This window comes from Methylobacterium soli (assembly GCF_008806385.1).
Taxonomy (GTDB): domain Bacteria; phylum Pseudomonadota; class Alphaproteobacteria; order Rhizobiales; family Beijerinckiaceae; genus Methylobacterium; species Methylobacterium soli.
In genome coordinates, this window is sequence record NZ_VZZK01000011.1 from 12,998 (window position 1) to 34,240 (window position 21,243).

Here is a 21,243-nt window from a genome sequence, read left to right on the forward strand (position 1 = left end):
AGGGACGACGCGTCGGGCGGGTGCGGCTTACTCGCAGACGCGAATGCGCCGGAAGATCACGTCACCGTAGGGATCGACGTAGCGGCGGCGCTCGACATGGCAGATCGGGCCGACATCTTCCTCGACATAGACCGGCGGCGGGGCGCGGTAGACCGGGCGGCCCGGGTAATAGCTGTTCTGCGAGGAGGCGATGGCGCCTCCGACCGCGAGACCACCGAGCACGCCGAGCGCCGCTGCGCCGCCGGCGCCGATGCCGTCGCGCGCCTGCGCGGCGGGTGCCGCCGCGAGGGCGAGCCCGCCGGCCATCAATGCGGTGGTGAGAAGCCTGTTCATCGATCAACCCCTCCAGGGACGCCGTGTTGGATTCGAGAACGTTACGGCGCAGATCTAAAGAAACAGCCTCGCCAATGGGGCAATTGTTCGGCAGGCGCACGCCCCTCGCGATCGTCCGCGCGCGCCTGTGCCGCCGCGCACGCGCCCTCAGAGACGCCCGAGCCGCAGGGCGAGGGGCCAGCGTACGCTCCGCCGCGCCGCCGGATCGCCCCAGCACGCGGCGAGCGCCGCGCGAAAGCGCTCGACCGGCCCAGGGCCGGACGCGGCCTCCAGAGCGCGGACCGCCGACCAGGTGTCGACGTAGCCAATGAGATCGGCGAGCCCCCACGAGACCATGATGGCGAGATCGGGCGTGGGCAGGTCTGGCGTGGACAGGTCGGGGACCGGGAAGGGCAGGCTGCGATAGCCGGTCTCGACATGGCGTCGCTCGGGCGGCCAGTGCGGGCCGGCGACCGCGCGGTAGAAGTGATCGACGACGGGCCCGGGCTCGCCCTCCACCCGCAGGATCCCGTAGCTGATCAGCGCCAGGATCGCGCCGGGCCGCGCCACGCGGCGGGCCTCCGCGTAGAAGGCGTCGAGGTCGAGCCAGTGGGCCGCCTGCGCCACGCTCACGAGGTCGATGCTGCCCGCCGGAAGCCCGGATTGCTCGGCGGGAGCGACGCGGTAGTGGATTTTCGGATGCGGCGTCGCGTTGGCGACCTGCGCGGCGCTCGCATCCGTGGCGATGACTTGCGCGAAATGCTCGGCCAGGAGCACCGAGAGCTGGCCGCTGCCGCAGCCGCAATCCAGGGCGCGGTCCCGCGCGGGCGCGAGCGCGGTGAGATGGGCCGCGAGCTCCGCCGGGTAGGTCGGGCGATGGGCCGCGTAGGCGGAGGAGCGGGCCGAGAAATGGTCCTTGAAATCCGCTCCGCTCATGGCCGCCCCCGCCCGCTTTCGCCCTCGGGGCGCCAGATTAGCCGCCCCGCCTCCCGGTTGCGAGGGCGTGCCGGCCTTGACGGCGCCGGGCATTCCGGCTCGAACCCGACGGGCGGGCCGCCGCGTTCGTTGCCCGGTCCGCCGCGAGCGAGGTTCTGCATGGCCACACGAGGCTTCACCGGACGGCGTCCCCCCGAGGCGACGCGGGAGCGGCTTCCGCCGGGGCAATACCTGACGCAGGATTTCCCCGTCCTGCAGATCGGGCCGAACCCCCGCATCGATCTCGACACCTGGCGCTTCACCCTGCGCGACGGCCCCAAGCCCGTGAAGACCAGGACCTGGGAGGCCTTCAGCGCCCTGCCCCGCACGCGCTGGGGCGGCGATATCCACTGCGTCACCAAGTGGTCGAAGTTCGACACGGCCTGGGAGGGCGTGAGCTTCGACGACCTGCTGGCCGATGCGGGCCTTGCCGCGCCGACGGACTTCCTGCTGGCGGAGGGCTACGACGACTACACCACGAACCTGCCGGTGGCCGACCTCGCGGGCGGCCGGGCCATGGTGGCGACGCATTACGACGGCGACCCGATCCCTCCCGACCATGGCGGACCGGCCCGGCTCTTGGTTCCGCATCTGTATTTCTGGAAGAGCGCCAAATGGGTGAAGGGTCTGCGCTTCACCCGCAAGGACGAGGCGGGGTTCTGGGAGCTTCGCGGCTATCACATGTACGGCGATCCTTGGCGCGAGCAGCGCTTCACCGGTGATTGAGCCGGCAGCCCTCCGCTGGCAGGACGCCGTCATCGCGGAGATCGCGATCCTGACGCCGCGGGTGAAAAGCTTCCGCCTGCGCGTCGGCTTCGCTGCCCGGTTCCGCCCCGGGCAGCACGTCGACGTGCGCCTGACCGCGCCGGACGGCTACCAGGCGCAGCGCAGCTACTCCATCGCCTCGGCCCCGGACGCCTCCGGCCTGATCGAGCTGATGATCGAGCGGCTCGACGACGGCGAGGTCTCGGGCTTCTTCGCCGATATCGCCGAGGTCGGGGACACGATCGAGCTGCGCGGGCCGATCGGCGGGTCCTTCGTCTGGTCGGCGGCGGAGGGCGGCCCGGTTCTGCTCGTCGGTGGCGGCTCGGGGGTGGTGCCGCTCCTGGCGATGCTGCGTCACCGGGCCGCCGCCGCTCCCGGCGTGAAGGCCCTGCTGCTCTACTCCGCCCGCACCCGCCAGGAGGTCATCGCGCGCGCCGAGCTCGACGCCCGCGCCCGCGACGAGCCCGGCTTCGCGCTGCATCTCGCCCTCACCCGCGAGCCGGGCGGCCGCCGAATCGACCGCGCTGCAATCGACGCGGCCCTCGCCCGGATCGGGGCGCCGGCCCACGTCTTCGTCTGCGGCGGAAACCCCTTCGTCGGCGCGGTCTCGAACCTGCTCCTCGATGCCGGGGTCGCCCCGGCCCTGATCCGGACCGAGCGCTTCGGCGGCTGAGGCGCCCTCGCGCCCGGCCCGCTTGTGCAACGCAATAGGCCTATGCGGGCCGGGTTCTGGCGCACGGCGCCCGGAACGCGTAGAAGCATGCCTTCCGCACTCGATTCGAGACCGGTCGCTCTCCGTCCGCCCATTCGGCTTTGCCCGTGCCGCGTCGGATGGCTCGCCGGCGTTGAAAGCCCAGTCCGTGCCGTTTCCTACCCTGCCCGCCCCCTTCACGCGGGCGCTCGCCGAGCGCGACTACAATGACCCGACGCCGGTGCAGAGCGCCGTGCTCGAAGCCAATGCCGAGGGCCGCGACCTTCTCGTCTCCGCCCAGACCGGCTCCGGCAAGACCGTCGCGTACGGGCTCGCCATCGCGGCGACCTTGCTCGGCGAGGCCGAGACCCTGCCCCCCGCCGCGGCGCCGCTCGCCCTCGTGATCGCGCCGACCCGCGAATTGGCGCTGCAGGTTCACCGGGAACTCTCGTGGCTCTACGCCAAGGCCGGTGCCCGCGTGATCGCCTGCGTCGGCGGTATGGACCCGCGCCGCGAGCATCGCGCGCTGGCGGAGGGCGCCCATATCGTGGTCGGCACCCCGGGGCGCCTGCGCGATCATATCGAGCGGCGCAACCTCGACACCCGCGACCTGCGCGCCGCGATCCTCGACGAGGCGGACGAGATGCTCGATCTCGGCTTCCGCGACGATCTCGAATTCATCCTGTCGCAGACGCCGGAGAGCCGCAGCACGCTGCTGTTCTCGGCGACGCTGCCCAAGGCCATCGCGACGCTGGCCGAGCGCTACCAGCGCGACGCCCTGCGCATCGCCGTGAAGGGCCAGGAGCGGGGCCATGCCGACATCGCCTACCGGGCGATCCGGGTCGTGCCGCGCGAGATCGAGCACGTGGTGCTCAACGTGCTGCGCGAGGCCGACGCGCCGACCGCGATCGTGTTCTGCAACACCCGCAACGCCGTGCGCCATCTCCAGGCCGGGCTGACCGAGCGCGGCTTCTCGGCCGTGGCGCTCTCGGGCGAACTCGGCCAGGGCGAGCGCAACGCGGCGCTTCAGGCCTTGCGCGACGGCCGGGCCCGGGTCTGCGTCGCCACCGACGTCGCGGCGCGCGGCATCGACCTGCCGACCCTGAGCCTCGTCATCCACGCCGACCTGCCCCACGATGCCGAGGTGCTCCAGCATCGCAGCGGCCGCACCGGCCGGGCCGGCCGCAAGGGCACCAGCGTGCTCCTCGTGCCGAATTCGCGCCGGCGCCGGGCCGAGCAGATGCTGATGATCGCCAAGATCACCCCGGACTGGAGCGGCCCGCCCTCAGCGGACGAGATCCGCCGCCTCGACGGCGAGCGCATGCTCGGCGACCCGCTCTTCACCGAGCCGGCGGCCGAGGAGGATCTGGCCCTGGCCGAGTCGCTGCTGGCCCAGCGCTCGCCGCAGGAACTCGCCGCGGCGCTCGCCAAGGTGTACCGCACCCGCCTCCCCGCCCCCGAGGACGTCACCGACCCGGGCGATACCGGGCCGAGGCGCTCCACCGGCCGGCTGCCCTACGACCCGGCCGATGCCGAGCGCATCGAGGCCATGGGGCCGGCCGTCTGGTTCCGGCTCAATCTCGGACGGCGCGACAATGCCGATCCGCGCCGCCTGCTGCCGATGCTCACCCGCCGCGGCGGCATCGACCGCCAGGAGATCGGCGCGATCCGGATCTTCGACCGAGAGACGAAGTTCGAGGTGCGCGGCAACGCGGCCGGGCGCTTCGCGGCGAGCTTTGCCCGCAACGGCTCCCCCGAGATCCAGGTCGAGGCGCTGTCCGGCAACGAGGGCGCGCCCCCCGAGCGCAAGGGTCCGAAGGGCTTCAAGAGCCCGCGCGCCGTCAAGCACACGCGCGAGGCGGGAAAGCCGCCGCGCAAGCCGGCCTGATCCGGCGCGCGACGCTCCGGAGGCCGGGCATCGCCCTGCGCCTCCGGAATGAAGGCTCGGTCTCGGCCGAGCCTGGGCGAGCGCTTGGCTAGAACTTTTCCGGAATGCCCCGGACCGCATCGCCGAGCGCCTCGACGCTCTCGCGGATCTTGCGGCCGGCGGGCGCCAGCGACGGCAGCTTCAGGCCGAAGACCTCGGTCGTCTCGGGCTCGGCCTCGGCGACGGCCTGCGCCGGAGCGGCCTGCGCCACGGCGGGCTTGGGCTTGGGGTCTGACTTGGCCTTCGCTGCTGCCGCCTTGGCGGGTTTCGCCGGCTCAGCTGCGGCTTTGGTCGGCGGCAGGGCCGCGAACGCGCTGTCAGCCGAGCGGGCGCGCACCGTCTCAGTGCGCAGGGGCGCCACCGCGACGGCCGTCTTCGTTGGCGCTAGCACGGGTGCCTCGCGGCTCGGACCGATCACGGCGGCGTTCTCGATCATGGGCGGGCGACGCGGCGGGGCCGGGACAGCGGAGACCTTCGCGGCAGCGGGCGCCGCCGCAGGACTTTTCGCAGTCGAATTCTTGGTGTCCGAAGCTTTGCCCTCCGGGATGCTGGCTTCGGGAATCTTCGGATCGGGACCTTTGGCAGCCGGCATGTCGGACGCCGGGGCGAGGCTCGGCCGCAGGGCGCTGTCGGTCGCCGGCGTCATCACGAGCGGCACGTCCGGGTCGGCGCTGGCGACCTTCGCGAGCGGCGCCGAATCCGCGGCCGGCAGCGCGATCGGCTTCGCCGGGCCCCGGTTCACCAGGTCGGGCACGCCGTCCTTGAGTTCGGGCCAGTTCGCCGCGCTGCGGCTAAGGCTGACCGGCATCGGGGGCGGGCCGGCCAGGCCGGAGAGAAGCGCGTTGGCGGTGACGGACAGGCCGACGATGCCGCCGATGCCGAGGCCGCCGAGGAGCACGAGGCGTCCGATCGGGGCCTTGCCGGGCTTCGTCTCAGTGCGGGTCTCGGACGGGTCGATCGCGATCGGCATCATCGGGCGGGGTCTCTGAACGCTACAGCTTGGGACGAACCGGCTCCCCCATTCGCCGGTCCCGGCGCGCCGCGAGCGAGGCAACGCACCGTGAGGCCGATGCCGGATGACGGGAACGCATCACCGGCACAGGCTATCAATAGACGAAGTGATGATGACAATGCGGCGCAAAGATGTCCGCAGCTGCAACGCCAGTCATCACGGCCGGCGGATTCATAACCTACCTGTAGAGCTCTGACGATTAAGGGTTCGTATCTGACGGAGACTTAAGGCGTCCCGCCCTGGTTCGCGCCGCGACCTGTCGTGCGGCTAGGCGACCCGCCGAGGTAGGCCGCCTGAGCCCGCCCGACCCGTTCGGCCCCCCGCGTCCAGCGATCCGCCGGTAGGTCCGGGGGCGGGCCAAACCCGAGGGCGTGCCGCTTGGCGGCAACGAGCCTCGGGTCGCCCCAGCGCGCGAGGAGGGCCTCGAAGGCGGCGTGGCGCGCCGCGTCGAACGCGATCGCCTCGCCCGAGGCGCGTCTGGCGGGATGGGGCGGGAGGAAATGCGCGACCGGGACGAGGCCGGCCGGGATCGGCGCGGTGGCCGGGTGGGAGCGCCGCAGGCGGAGCATGCGCGGCACCAGGAAGAGCCGGAGCGCGAGGGGATCCGTCGAAACCCCGGCCGGGATCTCGATGCGCCCGAGCGGACCGGAGACGATCCAGGTGAGGTCCGCGGGAATCTCCGAGGCAAGGCGCGGATCGTCGAGGGAAGGGGCCGACCCGCCGCAGGCCTGGCGCAGGAAGGCCAGCACCTTCGGGCCGCGCGCCCGAAGGCCGATCTCGGCCTGGCCGAGGCCGAAGCCGAGATCGAACAGGACCGCGTCGCGATCCTCCGCGCACAGGGCTTGCCGGTCCCGCCCGATCTCCGTCACGGCGTTCCGGCCCGGCGCGGCGCAGGCCACGCCGGGCAGGCAGAGCGCGACCGCGTGGCTCCAATCCGCCCCGAACGCGGTCTCGTAGGCGAAGGGCACGAGATCCTGGCGCGGCCGCAGCCCGATGCCGCCGCGCGGCGTGATGAGGCCGTATCGACCGTCGGCGAGCGGCCGGCAGGGCTCGTCGGCGGTCCACCGGAAGCTCGCCAGGGCCCCGTAGGCGCCGAGCGTCCAGCCGGTCTCGCAATCGCGGAGCGCTGAGGCGATGAGGTCGCCGATCTCGGGCCGGAAGGTCATCGGCCCGTGGCTACGCCGCCGGCCGCCTCGGCTCAAGCGCGCCCGCGCCGCGCCTGTGGACCCGACCGAGCGCGACGTCGTCGGGCGTGGACATCGCCTCCGGGCTTTGCCACGGTTCGGCGCCGGCACGCGAGAGGCCCATCCCCCCATTTCCGTTCCCGATGCCATGACGCCCGCAGCCGATCCGGCCCAGACGTCCCCGCAGCTCGTGCATCGCCGCGCGCCCGTCTGGGCCAGCTGGTCGACACGGACGCGGATGCTCGCCGTCGTCCTGGCGATCGACGTGATCGCGGCCCTCGTCTCCTGCGGCGTCATCGTGCTGAACGCGCGCGCGGCCGTGAAGGTCGAGACGCGGGCCTCCCTCGCCACCGTCGAGCTGCTCGTCGCCGACACGATCCGCCTGTCGCAGACCGCGTCGCGCGAGAGCCTGCTGCGCACCCTCGACCTGCGCTTCCAGGCTCTGCGCCACGTCCGCGTCGCGGTGCTCGACGCGGGCGGGCAGGATGTGCGCCTCTCGGTCCCGCGCCTGCGGCCGGACAAGCACGTGGCGCCGACCTGGTTCGCCCTGATGATCGCGCCACGAATCCAGCAGCACGTCCTGCCGATCGTGGCGGGGGGCGAGCGCATCGGCACCGCCCAGATCACCACAGAACCCCTCGACGAGATCGACGAGGTCTGGGGCTACGCCGTGGCGCTCTCGCTGACGACGCTCGGCATCAACGTCGCGATGCTGGTGGCGCTCTACCTCGCCTTCGGCCGCGTGCTGGCGCCCCTCGGCCGCCTCTCCCACGGACTGACGCAGCTGGAGCGGCACGATTACACCGCCCGCCTCGATGCGGAGGGGCCGCCCGAGATCGGCGTCATCGCGGAGCGCTTCAACAAGGTTGCGGCGGCGCTCACCGAGGCGCGCGCGGCCAATGGGCGCCTCAACCGACAGCTCCTCACCGCCCAGGACGACGAGCGGCGGCGCACCGCCCTCGAGCTCCACGACGAGTTCGGGCCCTGCCTGTTCGCCCTGGAGGCGAATGCCGCCTCGGTGAGCCGGATCGCGCAGGGACCGGGCGAGCCGGACCGGAGCCGGCTGGCGCAGCGCGCGGCCGATATCGGCACGATCGTGCATCAGGTCCAGACCCTGAACCGGGACCTGCTCAACCGCCTGCGGCCGCATGCCCTCGGGCAAGTGCCGCTCGCCGATTGCCTGAATCTCCTCGTGCGCGACTTCACCCGCCGCCATCCCGGCACGGCGTTCGAGGGCGTGTTCGACGACCTCGCGCGCGGCTACGGCGACCTCGTCGACCTCACGATCTTCCGCTGCATCCAGGAGAGCATGACGAACGCGGTGCGCCACGGCGCGGCGCGCCATGTCCGGGCCGTGGCGGAGGAGCGCGACGGAATCCGCCTGCACCTCACGATCACCGATGACGGCCGCGGATTCGCCCCCGAGCACGGGGTCGGGCTCGGGATTTCCGGGATGCGGGAGCGGATCGGGGCCCTCGACGGCACCTTTGCACTTGACAACGCCTCACCCGGCGCGGTTGTCCGGATCAGCATCCCGATCGATCCCGACCGGGGGGACGACACGCAACAGAACCTCTCGTCATGAACGCCATCGCGCTGAACACGGCCGCCGCGACGACACGGACCCCCGTCCTCGTCATCGACGACCACCCGATCGTGCTGCAGGGCTGCCGCCGCGTGCTGGAGGATGCCGGCATCGAGACCATCGCGGAAGCGACCAGCGTGGTGGCCGGCTACCGGCTGTTCCACCGGCTCCGTCCGCCCGTGGTGGTCTGCGACCTCACCTTCCAGGGAAGCGGGCTCGCGGGCCTCGGTCTCATCCGCCGTATGCGGGCGGTGGAGCCGAAGACGCGAATCCTCGTTTTCAGCATGCACAACGACCCGGTGATCGTCTCCCGGGCGCTCGAGGCCGGCGCCCTCGGCTACGTCCTGAAGGACCATGCCTCGGGCGAGTTGTTCGAGGCCTTCGAACGGGTGCGGGCGGGCGACGTCTATCTCGACCGGCGCCTGGCCACCGAGGTCGCGATGCTGCGCACCGATGCGCGTCGCACCCCCGAATCGCAGCTGACGCCGCGCGAGCAGCAGATCCTGGCGCGCCTGGCCCAGGGCAAGTCCTACGGCGCCATCGCGGCCGATTTGTCGGTGAGCTACAAGACCATCACCAATGCCTGCTCGCAGATGCGCCAGAAGCTCGGCGTCCGCACGCTGGCCGAACTCATCCACGTCGCGGTGACGCAGGCGCAGCGCCAGGGCTGAGGCCGCCACGCCAGGGAGCGCGACCGATGGCCGAAACCGGATCCTCGCCCGAGGCCTTCTCAGCTGAGACTTTCTCGGCACAGACTTTCTCGGCAGAGGCCTGGGCCCGCAATGCCGAGGCCTACGAGGCCATCCGGACGATGCCGTTCAACGCGGAGCTCGCCGCCGGGACGCTGAGCCCGGCGCGCTTCCGCCACTACATCGTGCAGGACGCGCATTACCTGATTGGCTTCGGCCGGGCGCTCAGCCTCGCGGCCGCCAAGGCGCCGGACCCGGACCGCATCGTGCAATTCGCCCGCGGCACCGAGACCGCCATCGTGGTGGAGCGCGCGCTGCATGGCGGCTTCCTGCGCGATTACGGCATCGGCCCGGAGACTTTCGCGGGCACCCCCCTGTCGCCGCCCTGCGACCATTATGTCTCCTACCTGCTGGCCACGGCCTATGCGGAGCCCTACGAGGTCGTGCTCGGCGCCTTGCTGCCCTGCTTCTGGATCTACGCCGAGGTCGGGCGGGACATCTTCGCCCGCGCAGCACCCCGCAACCCCTATCAGGCCTGGATCGACACCTATGCGGGCGAGGACTTCGCCGCCGCCGTCGCCGAGATGATCGCCGCCACCGACGCGGCGGCCGCCGGCGCTGCGCCGGCCCTGCGCGACCGGATGCACCGGGCCTATACCCACGCCACCCGCCTCGAATGGATGTTCTGGGACGGGGCCTACCGGGACGCGGCCTGGCCGCTCTAAGCGACCGAGGGGCTTGCCATGATGGACCGGCGCGACGTGACGGCGGCGCTCGCGGCCTTGAGCCTTGGGGCGATCCGCCCCGCCCTGGCCCTCTCTGAGCCGGCCCCCGAACGGCCTCTGCGCATCGCCATGCTGCTCTATCCCGGCATGACGGCCCTCGACGTGGTCGGGCCGCAGGCGTTCCTTGCCGGCCTGTCGCCCGGCACGCTCCATCTCGTGGCCAAGGCCGAGGGTCCGGTCCCGAGCGATACCGGGTTGAGCCTCCTCGCCACGACGAGCCTCGCGGCGTGCCCGGGCGACCTCGACGTGCTGTTCGTGCCCGGCGGCGACGGCACCCCGGCGCAGATGCGCGATCCCGAGATCCGCGCCTTCCTGCGCGACCGGGCGGCGCGGGCCGGCTGGGTCGCGAGCGTCTGCACCGGCTCGCTCATCCTCGGCGCCGCGGGCCTGCTCGAGGGCTACCGCGCCACCTCCCATTGGTGCGTGCGCGACGCCGTGCTGCCGCTCCTCGGGGCCGAGCCGGTGGACGAACGGGTGGTGTTCGACCGCAACCGCGTGACCGCGGCCGGCGTCTCGGCGGGCCTCGATCTCGGTCTCGCCCTCGCGGCGCGCCTGCGCGGGGCCGATTACGCCCGCACGAGCCAGCTCGTCGCTGCGTATGCGCCGCAGCCGCCCTTCCGGGCCGGCACGCCGGAGGAGGCCGGCCCCGCGATCACCGAGGCCGCGCGCCGGATTCTCGAGACCCTGACCACGGATGCACGCGCCGCCGCGCGCGACCTGCAGCGCCGTTGACCAGAATTTCCCAGCCGCCTCCGCGCCTTGGACTGGTCGAGTGGCGGCGCTCTGCTAGCTTGACGGAGTGGGGTCGCCGTCACGGCCGTGAGGCGTCCGGCGCTCACCTTTGAAAATCGGGATGGAAGCATGGCCTCCGGCGTCGCGAACGATCTGATGCGCACGAAATCCCTCGAACGGCTGAACGCCGACGCAGAGGCCGGAGAGCACACGCTTCAGCGCACCCTCGGGCCCTGGAGCCTGATCGGCCTCGGGATCGGCGCGGTGATCGGCGCCGGCCTGTTCTCGCTCACCGGCATCGCGGCGGCCGAGCATGCGGGTCCGGCGGTGGTGATCTCCTTCGCCATCGCGGCCCTCGGCTGCGCCTTCGCGGGCATGTGCTACAGCGAGCTCGCGGGCATGATCCCGGTGGCGGGCTCGGCCTACACCTACGCCTACGCCACGATGGGCGAGTTCGTTGCCTGGATCATCGGCTGGGACCTCGTGCTAGAATACGCGGTGGGCTCCGCCACCGTCTCGGTGAGCTGGTCGAAATACGTCACGCGATTCCTGCACGAATTCGGCGTCGACCTTCCGGCGAGCCTCGTCCACTCGCCCTTCGAGACCTACCAGCTCGCCGACGGCACCGCGGCGCACGGCCTCGTCAACCTGCCGGCGATCCTCATCATCTGCGCCGCCTCGTTCCTGCTGATGGTCGGCATCCGGGAATCGGCCCGGGTGAACGCCATCGTGGTGGCGATCAAGCTCGCGGTGGTGGCGGTCGTGATCGGCGTCGGCGTGTTCTACATCAAGCGCCAGAACTACGTGCCCTTCATCCCGGAGAACACCGGCACCTTCGGCGAGTATGGCTGGAGCGGCATCATGCGGGCGGCGGGCGTGGTCTTCTTCGCCTATATCGGCTTCGACGCGGTCTCGACCGCCGCGCAGGAGGCCAAGAACCCCCAGCGCAACATGATGATCGGCATCCTCGGCTCGCTGGCGATCTGCACCGTCATCTATATCCTGTTCGCCGGCGTGCTGACGGGCCTCGTGCGCTTCGACGCCATGAAGGGCGATGCCGCCCCGGTGAACACCGCCATCGCGCAGACGCCCTTCCCCTGGCTGACCTCGCTCGTGACGCTCGGCATCATCGCGGGCTTCTCCACGGTGATCCTGGTGCTGCTCCTCGGCCAGAGCCGCGTCTTCTACACCATGTCGCAGGACCGGCTGCTGCCGGGCTTCTTCTCGCGCATCCACCCGACCTGGAAGACGCCCTACCGCTCGAACCTGTTCTTCATGGTGTTCACGGGGGCGCTCGGCGGTTTCCTGCCGATCAGCCAGCTCGGCCACATGACCAGCATCGGCACGCTCCTGGCCTTCGTGCTGGTCTGCCTCGGCGTCATCATCCTGCGCCGGACGCAGCCCGACGCGAAGCGGGAATACCGCACGCCGCTGGTGCCGCTCGTGCCGATCCTCGGCATCGTCGCCTGCGGCGCCATGATGTTGTCCCTCGACGGGGAAACCTGGCTGCGGCTCGTCGTCTGGCTGGCGATCGGTCTGGTGATCTACTTCGCCTGGAGCCGCCGGCACAGCCGCATCGGCCGCGAGGCCTGAGGGCAGCTCCGGATCGGGCGATCAGGCGATCCGGGCGAGCGCTAGGGGCTCGATCGCCTCGCTCGGGCGGGGCGCGCCTGCGGGCGCCTCAACCGGCGCGCCGACGAGCACGCTCTGGCGCTCCCGGGCGATGAAGGCCGACGGCATCTCGGCCTGCATGTCGGCCTCGACGCTGTGGAGCAGGGTGTCCGAGTGGCAGGGATGGAGGTGGATGATCGCCAGGGCCTTCACGCCCGCGGCCTTGGCGAGCTCGACGCCCTTCTGCCACGTGGAATGACCCCAGCCGCGGCAGGTCGGATACTCGCAATCCGTGAACATGCCGTCATACACCATCAGGTCCGCGTCCCGGACGAAGTCGAGCAGGGCGGGGTCCGGCCAGGGGTCGGTGTGCTCGATGTCGCTGATGACGCAGAGGCGCTTGCCGCCATGCTCGAACCGGTAGCCGACCGAGCCCTGCGGGTGGTTCAGCAGGATCGTGTCCACGCGGGTGCCGTCCGGGAAGGTCAGCGGCTCGCCGGCCCGGAAGCCGTGATGGCGCATGGTGCAGGGCAGGACGTCGAGGGTGACGGGAAATAGCGGCGGCGCGAACAGGCGCCCGAGCGCCTCCTCGGCGGAGGCGCCGTCGAGATTGCCGCAATAGGTGTTGAGCGTCCGCTCGGCATCGAAGATCGCCGGCTTGAAGAAGGGCAGCCCGCTGGTGTGGTCGAGATGGAGGTGGCTGAACAGGAGGTCGACCTGTTTCGGCAGGGCGTCGCGGTGGTGCTGGCCGCAATTGTAGAGGCCGGACCCGGCATCGATCAGGAACATGCGCTCGCCGCAGCGAACCTCCAGACAGGGGGTGCTGCCGCCGAACTCGGCGTAACTGGAGCCGCTCACGGGCGTAGAGCCACGCACGCCCCAGAAGCGAAGGACAAGGCCGCCGTCCGAGGTTGGACTTTCCGACGTCATCATCACGGTTCGTTTTACCAATCGACCTGATCTCGAGCGATCAGGAACCTGTCGCCGCGCCTCCGTCAATGCGTCTGCGCGGGTCGGCCGAATGGCCAGGAGCGGCTCGCGCTCTCTATAGAGTGTTGAGGTGGTGAGGGGCCACCGGCCCTGATGTGCGTGTCCGCACACCGCAAATGCCGCATCCCGCGTGTTTTCCCAGTGATTTCAGCGCTGAGCCACCAACTCGCGAGACGCGATCGGGCTCCGTTCGAGGGGCCGGGTGGTGCCGGCGAGGTCCGCCTGGAGCCAGCGCGGCAGGGTCTGCGTATAGGCCGCGAGCATCGGTCCGAACCGGTCGGGCGCCTGCGCGTAGGCGGGCACGAAACCGCCGGCGCGCCGCGCGAGCGAGAGCGGGGAATCCGGCCCGATCCAGGCGGCCCAGACAGACTCCGGCACGGGCGCGGGCGCGCGCCGCGCCGGGATCACCACGACCTCCTGGCCCGCATAGGCCAGGGCCTCCGGCCGGCTGACCTCCCCGAGCGAGACGCCCTTGGCGGCGAGCGCCGCCCAGAAGGCGTGCTGGCCGCCGTCGGAATAGGTCGTGCGCACGGCGGCCGCGCCATCCTCCACCAGGGCGGCGATGCGCGCCTCCTCCACGGCGCGCCGGAGCGCGACCGCGTTCTCCTTGGCGGGGTCGCGCGAGGGCGCGAAGACGTAGCGGCCGCCCTCGACGCCGACCTGGAGCTCGTCGCCGGTCGCCTCGAACCGGTCCGAGCCCTCCTTGAGCTGGCGCCAGAAGGCAATGTTCGGGTCGGTCCGGTGGCGCGCCATGTTCGCCGCCGTCATGCGGAACGGGTAGGATTGAAACTGGAAGGCCGCCTGCCCGCCATTCAGGGCATCGCGGGCGATGGCGTAAATCTCGCCGACCGATTGGTCGGTCATCGCGAAGCAGCCCATCGACGAACAGACCCCGTGCACCATCACGGCCGAACCGGTGCCGCCATGGGCGCGGTCGTAGGCGTTGGGATAGCCGACGTCGAAGGAGAGATAGTAGCGGGAATTCGGGTTCATCTGGCGCTTGGGCACCGTGTAGAACCCTTCCGGCGTCTGCCGGTCGCCGTTCTTGCGCTTGGGCCCGAGCTGGCCGGACCAGCGGCAGATCGGGAAGGCCTTCACCAGCACGAAGCGGCCGGCCGGGTTTTTCTTCCAGACCTCAATCTCGGATTCGCGCTTGAAGGCCCGGAACAGAACCGGGGACTGGGCTGTCACGCCCTTGGCGGCCATCGCGGCCAGGGTCGCGGCCGGGATCGGTGCCTCGGCCTTGGCGTTCTGCGCCCGGGCGCCGCCGATGGGCAGCCCGAGAAGCAGCCCGAGGCAAGCGAGCCGGAGACCCTTTGCGGGTGAGGGAAGGTGCATGCGTGGCCCGACGAGACGGCAGAGCTTGTAGCAGCCCCGCCGACGGCGCGCGAGACGCGCCTGCCGGGCTACGCTGACGGCCCAATGGGGCGGGGTTGAGGCCGCCGCCAGAGCGCCGCCCGCCCAAGCCGGGGCCTCAGGCCGGCACCGCCTCCGCAATCACGGCGTCTGCCGGCACCACGGTGTTCCGCTCCACCGCGATCACCGCGTCGAAGGGCGGCAGGTCGCGCAGATCCGCCGTGTCCGGCAGGCAGACGATGAGGCCGCGCCCTTCGCGCGCGGCGCGCAGGCGCTCCAGCCGCTCGCGGAAATCCTCGGGCTTGCGCTCGTCGAGCAGGATGGCCACGACGGCGATGTCGGGGCGTCGCACGAGGCTGCGGGCGAGATCGATGGCGACGCGCTCGCGCGGGCCGATCGCCCCCTCCCCGAGGCTCGCGCCGGAGCCGGCGGTGGCGGGCTCGACCCGGCTGTCAAGGCCGAGGCGGTAGACCGACCGCTCCAACCCCTGCTCCGCGAGGACGCGGCGAACGAGCGCGCGCACCCGGGGCTCGGCGCCGGCCTCCCCGTAGGCGATGCGGCCGAACAGCAGGTTCTCCTCCAGGCTCGCGGCGGCGTTCAGCCGGCCCGGATCGTAGAACTCGACCTTGGGGCGAAATTTCTGCGGCAGCATCCGCGAGAAGGAGCGGCGCGCCTCGACGAGCCGCGCCTCGAAATCCGCATCGATCAGGCCGAAGCGGTGCCGGGTCTCGCTGTAGCGCAGGGACAGGCCGATCAGCCGCTCGCGGTCGCGCTGGCCGGCCGGCCCCCGGCGCCAGCCGCTCGCCTCCGTCTGCCGGGCGACGAGGTCCTCGAAATAGCCGCGCTCGGCCGCCGGGAACAGCGAGAACGCGTCGAAGAGCGGGTGGTCGTTCGGCAGGTCGGCGAAGATCTCGATGGTGGAGCGAGCCACCTGCAGGCCGATCTCGCTGAGGGGACGGGTGAGGTCCTCCGCCTCCAGCACCGCCCGCAGGTAGGGGTGGCGCGCGAGGTTCGCCTGCGCGAAGGCGGTGCCGACCGGCTCGCCGAACAGGATGTTCTCGCCGACCGTGGCCTGATGATTGTAGCGGGCGGGATCGAAGGGCTCGACCAACCGCTCCGCCTGGTCGGCTTCCAGAGCGTCGCGGACCGCGTGGCGGGCCGCCACGATCGCGCGGGCGAGATCGGGCTCGGCGGCGGGATCGACCTTGCCGACGAGCCCGCGGGTATACGCGAGGGCGTCGAGCCCGGTGAGGCGCAGGATCTCGACGAGGTCCGCCTCGTCCGGCGTTCCCTCCGGATCGGTGCCGTAGAGGATGTTCTGGCGCAGCGAGCCCTCCATCAGGATGGCCTCGCCGGCCGCGAAGGCGATGCGCCGCGCCCGCTCGGACGGATCGAAGCTGCGCAGGTCGTGCCCATCATAGGTGACCGACCCCGCGGTCGGCTCGACCTGACCCGCCAGCACCGCCGCCAGCACGCGGCTGCCGCTGCCGCGCCCGCCCGTCACAGCGACGTGGGCCGGCATCGCGAGGCGCAAATCGACGCCGAGCAGGCGCTCGCCCGTGGTCGAATCGTAGGCGCCGACGCCGCTCGCAACCAAGTCGCCCTGCCGCGGGACCGGCACGCTCTGCGCGCCCGGGCGCAAGCGCCGGCCCTCGAGCCCGCGCCGCGCCCGCGTGATCTCCTCGAAGATCGGACGCACCCCCTCGCGCACGAACCAGAAGCGCAGGCTCGCGGCGATCATCAGCGCGGCGACCGCGAAGGCGCTCGCCGCCGCCACGAGGGCGCCGGGCTCGACGATGGCGGCGGGCGGCGCGCCGCCGCCCGCCCCGCGCCACAGCGCGCTCCCGAGGAGGATGGCCGGCAGCAGCACCGCGAGGGCGATGGCCGGCGCCCGCGCGTAGGCGAGGCGCTTCTCGGCCCGCGCGAAAGCCCCGCGGCTCGCCAGCATCTTGCCCCGCAGGCGCGCGCGCTCGTAGGCCGCCGCGCCGTGGACGCGCACCGCCGGCATGCGCCGCACGAGATCGACGAGGATGCGCTCGGCCGCCGCGCTCTCGGTCCGCCGCAGATTGGTGCGCACCCGGCTGCGTCCCAGGATCAGGGCGTGGGCGAGCCCCACCCCCAAGAGGCCGACGGCCACGGCCGGGACGAGCCGCGGGGCGGCGAGCGCCGCCATCAGCAGGGCCAGCAGGATCGACCCGAGCGTCATCGCGGGGACGAGAAGCCCCACGGCCAGGAGGCCGTCGATGCGCGACAGGGCGTCGCCGACGAGGTGGGCGAGGCTGCGCGCCTCGTCGCGGGCGCCGACGGGCGCGCCGAGGATCGCGCTGCTCGCGACCTCCCGCAACCGCGCGGCCGCCCGGGACTGCGCCGAGAAACACAGGTACCCGACGCCCCAGGCGAGGCCCGCGAGGGCGAGCGCGATCAGGGCGAGCCCGACGAAGCCCGCGAGTTCGAGCTGCAGCGGGTCGAGGGACCAGCCCGCGGCGAGAACGAAGTCAGGCCGATCGCCGGGCAGCGGCAGCACCACGCGCAGGAAGGGCAGCGCGCCGCCATCGTCGCGGGTGAGGACGCCGATGAGGTCGCGCAGGCAGAGCAGCGCCAGGGCACAGAGCGGCCCCCCGACACCGAGCGCCAGCCCGATCGCGGCCGCGTGCCGGCCCGGCGCGGCGCGCCAGGCGAAGAGGATCGGGTCACGTTCCATCGTCGCCCCTGCCCGGCCGGAGGCGCGGGCTCTCATCAGAACTGGGGCTTAGTGGATCGGGCTGCCGAGGCAAAGCGTGTCAGCGCACGCGGCTGACGGCTTTGTGAGTCCCTCGGCCCGTCAGGCCTTTGCCATGAAGACTCCGGTTCCTGGACTGGCCCGCGACGGACGGGCCGGCCTTCCGGCATTGATTTATGATAGGGACGCCCTTCCTAAGCTCGGGCACAGAACTGGCTGGACGCGCCGGGTCGGCGAAGACGGGAAGTAGCGGATTGCGGCACTCCGATCCCGTATCTGAGGTTCGCGGCCCCGGCCGAGGAGCCCTCTGATGGCGCAGCTCTTCTCGCCCGGCGCCGACGCGATCTATCGCCTGACGCTCCTCACCGCCCTCGCGTGCCTGGCCGGCGTGCCGATGGTCGCGGCCGGCATCGTGCGGTCGGACTACGTCACGGGGGTCGGGGTCGCGCCACCGCAGCCCGCGCCGTTCAGCCACAAGCACCATTCGGGCGAGCTCGGCGTCGATTGCCGCTACTGCCACACCACGGTGGAGACCCAGGCCACCGCCGGCCTGCCCCCGACCCATACCTGCATGACCTGCCATTCGCAGATCTGGACGGGCTCGGACATGCTCAAGCCCGTGCGGGACAGCTACGCCCGGAACGAGCCCCTGCAATGGGTGCGCCTGAACCGGCTGCCGCAATATGTCTATTACAACCATTCCGTGCACGTGACGAAGGGCATCGGCTGCTCCACCTGCCACGGGGACGTCACCACGATGCAGATGACGTACCGGGCCAACGCCTTCGAGATGCAGTTTTGCCTCGATTGCCACCGGAACCCCGAGAAGTACGTCCGCACCCCGGATCAGGTCTGGAACATGAACTGGACGCCGCCGCCGGATCAGGCGACCCTCGGTCCGAAGCTCGTGGCGCAGAACCATATCCGCGGCGGGGAGCGCCTCGTCGAATGCTCCGTGTGCCACCGCTGATGCGCGCCGACCTCGATCTCGCCGCCCTGCGGGCGCGGCTCGCGGGCGGCGACGGGCCGGCCTTCTGGCGCAGCCTCGACGCGGTGGCCGACACGCCGGAATTCCGCGCCTACATCGCCGAGGAATTCCCGGCGGCGGCCCGGCTCGCGGCGGCGCCGGAGCGGCGCGGCTTCCTGAAGCTGATGGCGGCCTCCTTCGCGCTGGCGGGGCTCTCGGCCTGCGACGGGTTCGACGGGCGCCGGCACGAACTGCCCTACGTGAACCAGCCGGAGCGCATCCTCCCCGGCGCGTCGCTCAGCTACGCCTCCTGCGCGGTGTTCGACGGTTTCGCCAACGGCGTCCTCGTCACCACCCGCAACGGGCGCCCGCTCAAGATCGAGGGCAATCCCGACCATCCCTGGACCCGCGGGGGCACCGACGTGCTGGGCCAGGCCTCGATCCTCGGGCTCTACGATCCGTTCCGGTCGCAGGCGGTGCAGCATCTCGGGCGCCCGAGTTCCTGGGCGGCGTTCCGGGGCGCGATGGCCGGTTTTCTCGCGGCGTGGCGGGAATCCGGCGGCCGCGGCCTCGCGCTGCTGACGGGGCCGATCACCTCGCCGGCCCTGGCGGCCGAGATCGCGCGCATCCGCGCGGCCTATCCGGGCCTGCGCTGGTTCTCGTCGGCGGGCGTGCCGCGCGACACCCTCTACGAGGGCGCGCGCCAGGCCTATGGACGGCCGCTGGAGACCCTGCCGCGCTTCGAGCGCGCCCGGGCCATCGTGTCGCTCGACGGCGACTTCCTCGATCTCGGGCCGGGACAGGTCGGGCTGTCGCGCCGCTGGATCGAGGCCCGGCGCGCCGCGCACGCGGCCGGCGGGCTCCTGCCGATGCATGCCGCCGCCCCCACCCCGAGCCTCACCAGCGCCAAGGCGGATCACGCGGTCGCGGCCGGCAATGCCGAGATCGCCCAGCTCGCCCGCGATCTTCTCAGCCTGCAGGAGGGCGGCTCCGCCACCCTCGCGGACGGCCCCCTCGGCGCCTGGCTGAAGGGTGCCGCCGGCGCGCTCGCGGCGGCGCGCGGCGCCGGCATCGTCACGGCGGGCCTCGCTCAGCCGGCGGAGGTCCATGCCCTCGTCCACCGCCTCAACGGCGCCCTCGGCAATACGGGGGCGAGTGTCGTCCATGTCGGCGCCGTGCCCCTGCTCGGGGCCGAGCCGGTCCCGGCTTTGGCCGAGGCCATCGGGCGCGGGGAGGTCCAGGCCCTGTTCATGCTCGGGGTCAACCCGGTCTACGATGCGCCGGCGCGCCTCGATTTCGGCAAGAGCCTCGCGCGGGTGCCGCTCAAGATCCATGCGGGCCTGTATGCCGACGAGACCGCGGCCTACGCGGATTGGCACCTTCCCCTCGCGCATCCCCTCGAGGCCTGGGGCGACGGCCGCGCCCTCGACGGCACCGTCGGGCTGATCCAGCCGATGATCGCGCCCCTGTATGAGGGCCGCGCCGCCCACGAGATCCTGGCGCTGCTCGATCGCGGCGAGCCGGGCGATGGCCGCGCGCTCCTGCGCGACCATTGGCGCGGGCCGGATCAGGACGACACGGCCTTCGAGGCCCGCTTCTCGGAGGCCCTGCGCCTCGGCTTCCTGCCGGATTCCGCGCTGCCGGTCGAGAACGTGGCGCTGACCGGCAGCGCGCCCGCCCCGGCTCAGCCCAGCGCCCCGGGCGACGCGATCGAGGTGGTGTTCCGGCCCGATCCCACGATCTGGGACGGGAGCGTGGCGGATCTCGGCTGGCTGCAGGAATTGCCCAAGCCCCTGACCAAGGTGGTGTGGGAGAACGTCGTCGCGCTGAGCCCGGTGCTCGCCGGGCGCCTCGCAATCACGACGGGCGACATCCTGCGCGTGGAGGCCGCGGGGGCGGCCGTCGAGGGGCCGGCCTGGGTTCTGCCCGGGCAGGCCGAGACCACCGTGACCCTCACGCTGGGCTATGGCCGCGCGGTGCCCGACCACCTCTCGAACGGGCTCGGCTACGACGCCACGCGGCTGCGCGCCGATGGCGGCTGGAGCCTGGCCGGCGCCACGCTCCGCAAGACCGGCGCGCGCCGGGCGCCCGCCACGACCCAGGACCTCGGCACGATGCAGGGGCACGATTTCGTTCGGGTCCAGAATGTCGGCGCCCCGCCGGCCGGCGAGACGGACAGCTTCCGGCTCGCCTCGTTCTACCGGGCGCCCGAGGCCGCCGATCCGGGCCACGAGCGCGCCTGGGGCATGGTGATCGACCTCGATGCCTGCATCGGCTGCAATGCCTGCGTGACCGCCTGCCAGGCGGAGAACAACATCCCGGTGGTGGGCCGCGAGGAGGTCGAGCGCGGGCGCTGGATGGGCTGGATTCGGGTCGACCGCTACTACGCCGGCGGCCTCGACGCGCCCGACACCCATTTCCAGCCGGTGCCCTGCATGCATTGCGAGCAGGCGCCCTGCGAGGTCGGCTGCCCGGTCGAGGCGACGGTGCACGACAGCGAGGGCCTGAACCTGCAGGTCTACAATCGCTGCGTCGGCACCCGCACCTGCCAGAGCTACTGCCCCTACAAGGTGCGCCGCTTCAACTACCTCGACTATACCGGCGCGATGGCCCCGGTGGAGCAGCAGCAGCGCAACCCGGAGGTCACGGTCCGGGCCCGCGGGGTCATGGAGAAGTGCACCTACTGCGTCCAGCGCATCGCGGCTGCCCGGATCGATTCCGCCAAGGACGCGCACGCGCCGATCCCGGACGGCACCGTCGAGACCTCCTGCCAGAACGCCTGCCCGACCCGGGCGATCATCTTCGGGGATCTCTCGGATCCGGGCAGCCGCGTCTCGGCGGCGCGCCAGGACCCGCGCAACTACGCGCTCCTCGGCGAGTTGAACACGCGCCCGCGCACCACCTACCTGGCGAGCCTCGCGCCCGCCGCAAAGGACGGATGAA

At 72.1% G+C, this 21,243-nt stretch carries 17 protein-coding genes; 10 read left to right on the top strand and 7 right to left on the bottom strand.

Going from position 1 to position 21,243, the window contains the following annotated elements; all coding sequences use genetic code 11:
- Positions 1 to 27: 27 nt before the first annotated feature.
- Entirely contained in the window at positions 28 to 333 is a 306-nt protein-coding gene (locus F6X53_RS12505) for a hypothetical protein (RefSeq protein WP_151000364.1), read from the bottom strand.
- A gap of 147 nt (positions 334 to 480) precedes the next feature.
- Positions 481 to 1,248 carry a class I SAM-dependent methyltransferase gene (locus tag F6X53_RS12510; RefSeq protein ID WP_151000365.1) on the bottom strand — a complete coding sequence of 256 codons (768 nt, stop codon included), beginning with the start codon at positions 1,246 to 1,248 and terminating at the stop codon, positions 481 to 483.
- Positions 1,249 to 1,407: 159 nt separating this feature from the next.
- On the opposite strand from F6X53_RS12510, the gene F6X53_RS12515 reads away from it, so the two are divergent.
- The 3 genes from F6X53_RS12515 to F6X53_RS12525 all read left to right on the top strand — a co-directional run bounded on the left by F6X53_RS12515 (position 1,408) and on the right by F6X53_RS12525 (position 4,631).
- Complete coding sequence (locus tag F6X53_RS12515) at positions 1,408 to 2,013, top strand: sulfite oxidase-like oxidoreductase (RefSeq protein ID WP_151000366.1); 606 nt, start codon at positions 1,408 to 1,410, stop codon at positions 2,011 to 2,013.
- Positions 2,006 to 2,725 carry a ferredoxin reductase gene (locus tag F6X53_RS12520; protein ID WP_151000367.1) on the top strand — a complete coding sequence of 240 codons (720 nt, stop codon included), beginning with the start codon at positions 2,006 to 2,008 and terminating at the stop codon, positions 2,723 to 2,725. The genes F6X53_RS12515 and F6X53_RS12520 overlap by 8 nt, the downstream gene beginning before the upstream one ends.
- Before the next feature lie 187 nt (positions 2,726 to 2,912).
- The gene (locus F6X53_RS12525; protein ID WP_151000368.1) at positions 2,913 to 4,631 is read left to right on the top strand and encodes a DEAD/DEAH box helicase; all 1,719 of its coding nucleotides are present in this window, start codon (positions 2,913 to 2,915) and stop codon (positions 4,629 to 4,631) included.
- Between the two features lie 88 nt (positions 4,632 to 4,719).
- Here F6X53_RS12525 and F6X53_RS32365 read toward each other — a convergent pair whose 3' ends face one another.
- Positions 4,720 to 5,643, bottom strand: a complete 924-nt coding sequence (locus F6X53_RS32365; protein WP_191970815.1) for a hypothetical protein — start codon at positions 5,641 to 5,643, stop codon at positions 4,720 to 4,722.
- Between the two features lie 263 nt (positions 5,644 to 5,906).
- A complete protein-coding gene (locus F6X53_RS12535; protein WP_151000369.1) occupies positions 5,907 to 6,848 on the bottom strand; it encodes a DUF6925 family protein in 942 nt (313 codons plus the stop codon).
- Positions 6,849 to 7,014: 166 nt separating this feature from the next.
- Between F6X53_RS12535 and F6X53_RS12540 the strand changes: the two genes are divergently transcribed.
- The 5 genes from F6X53_RS12540 (at position 7,015) to F6X53_RS12560 (ending at position 12,250) form a co-directional block, all read left to right on the top strand.
- Entirely contained in the window at positions 7,015 to 8,451 is a 1,437-nt protein-coding gene (locus tag F6X53_RS12540; protein WP_151000370.1) for an ATP-binding protein, read from the top strand.
- The gene (locus F6X53_RS12545; RefSeq protein WP_151000371.1) at positions 8,448 to 9,122 is read left to right on the top strand and encodes a response regulator; all 675 of its coding nucleotides are present in this window, start codon (positions 8,448 to 8,450) and stop codon (positions 9,120 to 9,122) included. The genes F6X53_RS12540 and F6X53_RS12545 overlap by 4 nt, the downstream gene beginning before the upstream one ends.
- A 26-nt stretch (positions 9,123 to 9,148) precedes the next feature.
- Positions 9,149 to 9,865 carry a TenA family protein gene (locus F6X53_RS12550; RefSeq protein ID WP_151000372.1) on the top strand — a complete coding sequence of 239 codons (717 nt, stop codon included), beginning with the start codon at positions 9,149 to 9,151 and terminating at the stop codon, positions 9,863 to 9,865.
- 18 nt (positions 9,866 to 9,883) lie between these two features.
- A complete protein-coding gene (locus tag F6X53_RS12555) occupies positions 9,884 to 10,657 on the top strand; it encodes a DJ-1/PfpI family protein (protein WP_151000373.1) in 774 nt (257 codons plus the stop codon).
- A 129-nt stretch (positions 10,658 to 10,786) separates the two neighbouring features.
- Positions 10,787 to 12,250, top strand: coding sequence for an amino acid permease (locus F6X53_RS12560; RefSeq protein WP_151000374.1), 1,464 nt, complete (start codon positions 10,787 to 10,789; stop codon positions 12,248 to 12,250).
- 21 nt (positions 12,251 to 12,271) lie between these two features.
- Here the strand turns inward: F6X53_RS12560 and F6X53_RS12565 are convergent, their stop codons facing one another.
- From F6X53_RS12565 to F6X53_RS12575, 3 genes are all read right to left on the bottom strand, one after another.
- Positions 12,272 to 13,198, bottom strand: a complete 927-nt coding sequence (locus F6X53_RS12565) for an MBL fold metallo-hydrolase (protein WP_151000499.1) — start codon at positions 13,196 to 13,198, stop codon at positions 12,272 to 12,274.
- Between the two features lie 207 nt (positions 13,199 to 13,405).
- Complete coding sequence (locus F6X53_RS12570) at positions 13,406 to 14,596, bottom strand: L,D-transpeptidase family protein (protein ID WP_151000375.1); 1,191 nt, start codon at positions 14,594 to 14,596, stop codon at positions 13,406 to 13,408.
- 136 nt (positions 14,597 to 14,732) lie between these two features.
- Positions 14,733 to 17,315 carry an ATP-binding cassette domain-containing protein gene (locus F6X53_RS12575; protein ID WP_151000376.1) on the bottom strand — a complete coding sequence of 861 codons (2,583 nt, stop codon included), beginning with the start codon at positions 17,313 to 17,315 and terminating at the stop codon, positions 14,733 to 14,735.
- Between the two features lie 328 nt (positions 17,316 to 17,643).
- Between F6X53_RS12575 and F6X53_RS12580 the strand changes: the two genes are divergently transcribed.
- Together F6X53_RS12580 and F6X53_RS12585 are read left to right on the top strand one after the other, a co-directional pair.
- Positions 17,644 to 18,303: a cytochrome c3 family protein gene (locus F6X53_RS12580; RefSeq protein ID WP_151000377.1), complete on the top strand. Its 660-nt coding sequence runs from the start codon at positions 17,644 to 17,646 to the stop codon at positions 18,301 to 18,303.
- Entirely contained in the window at positions 18,282 to 21,242 is a 2,961-nt protein-coding gene (locus F6X53_RS12585) for a TAT-variant-translocated molybdopterin oxidoreductase (RefSeq protein ID WP_244965560.1), read from the top strand. Before F6X53_RS12580 ends, F6X53_RS12585 begins: the two co-directional genes overlap by 22 nt.
- The last annotated feature ends 1 nt before the right edge of the window (position 21,243 follow it).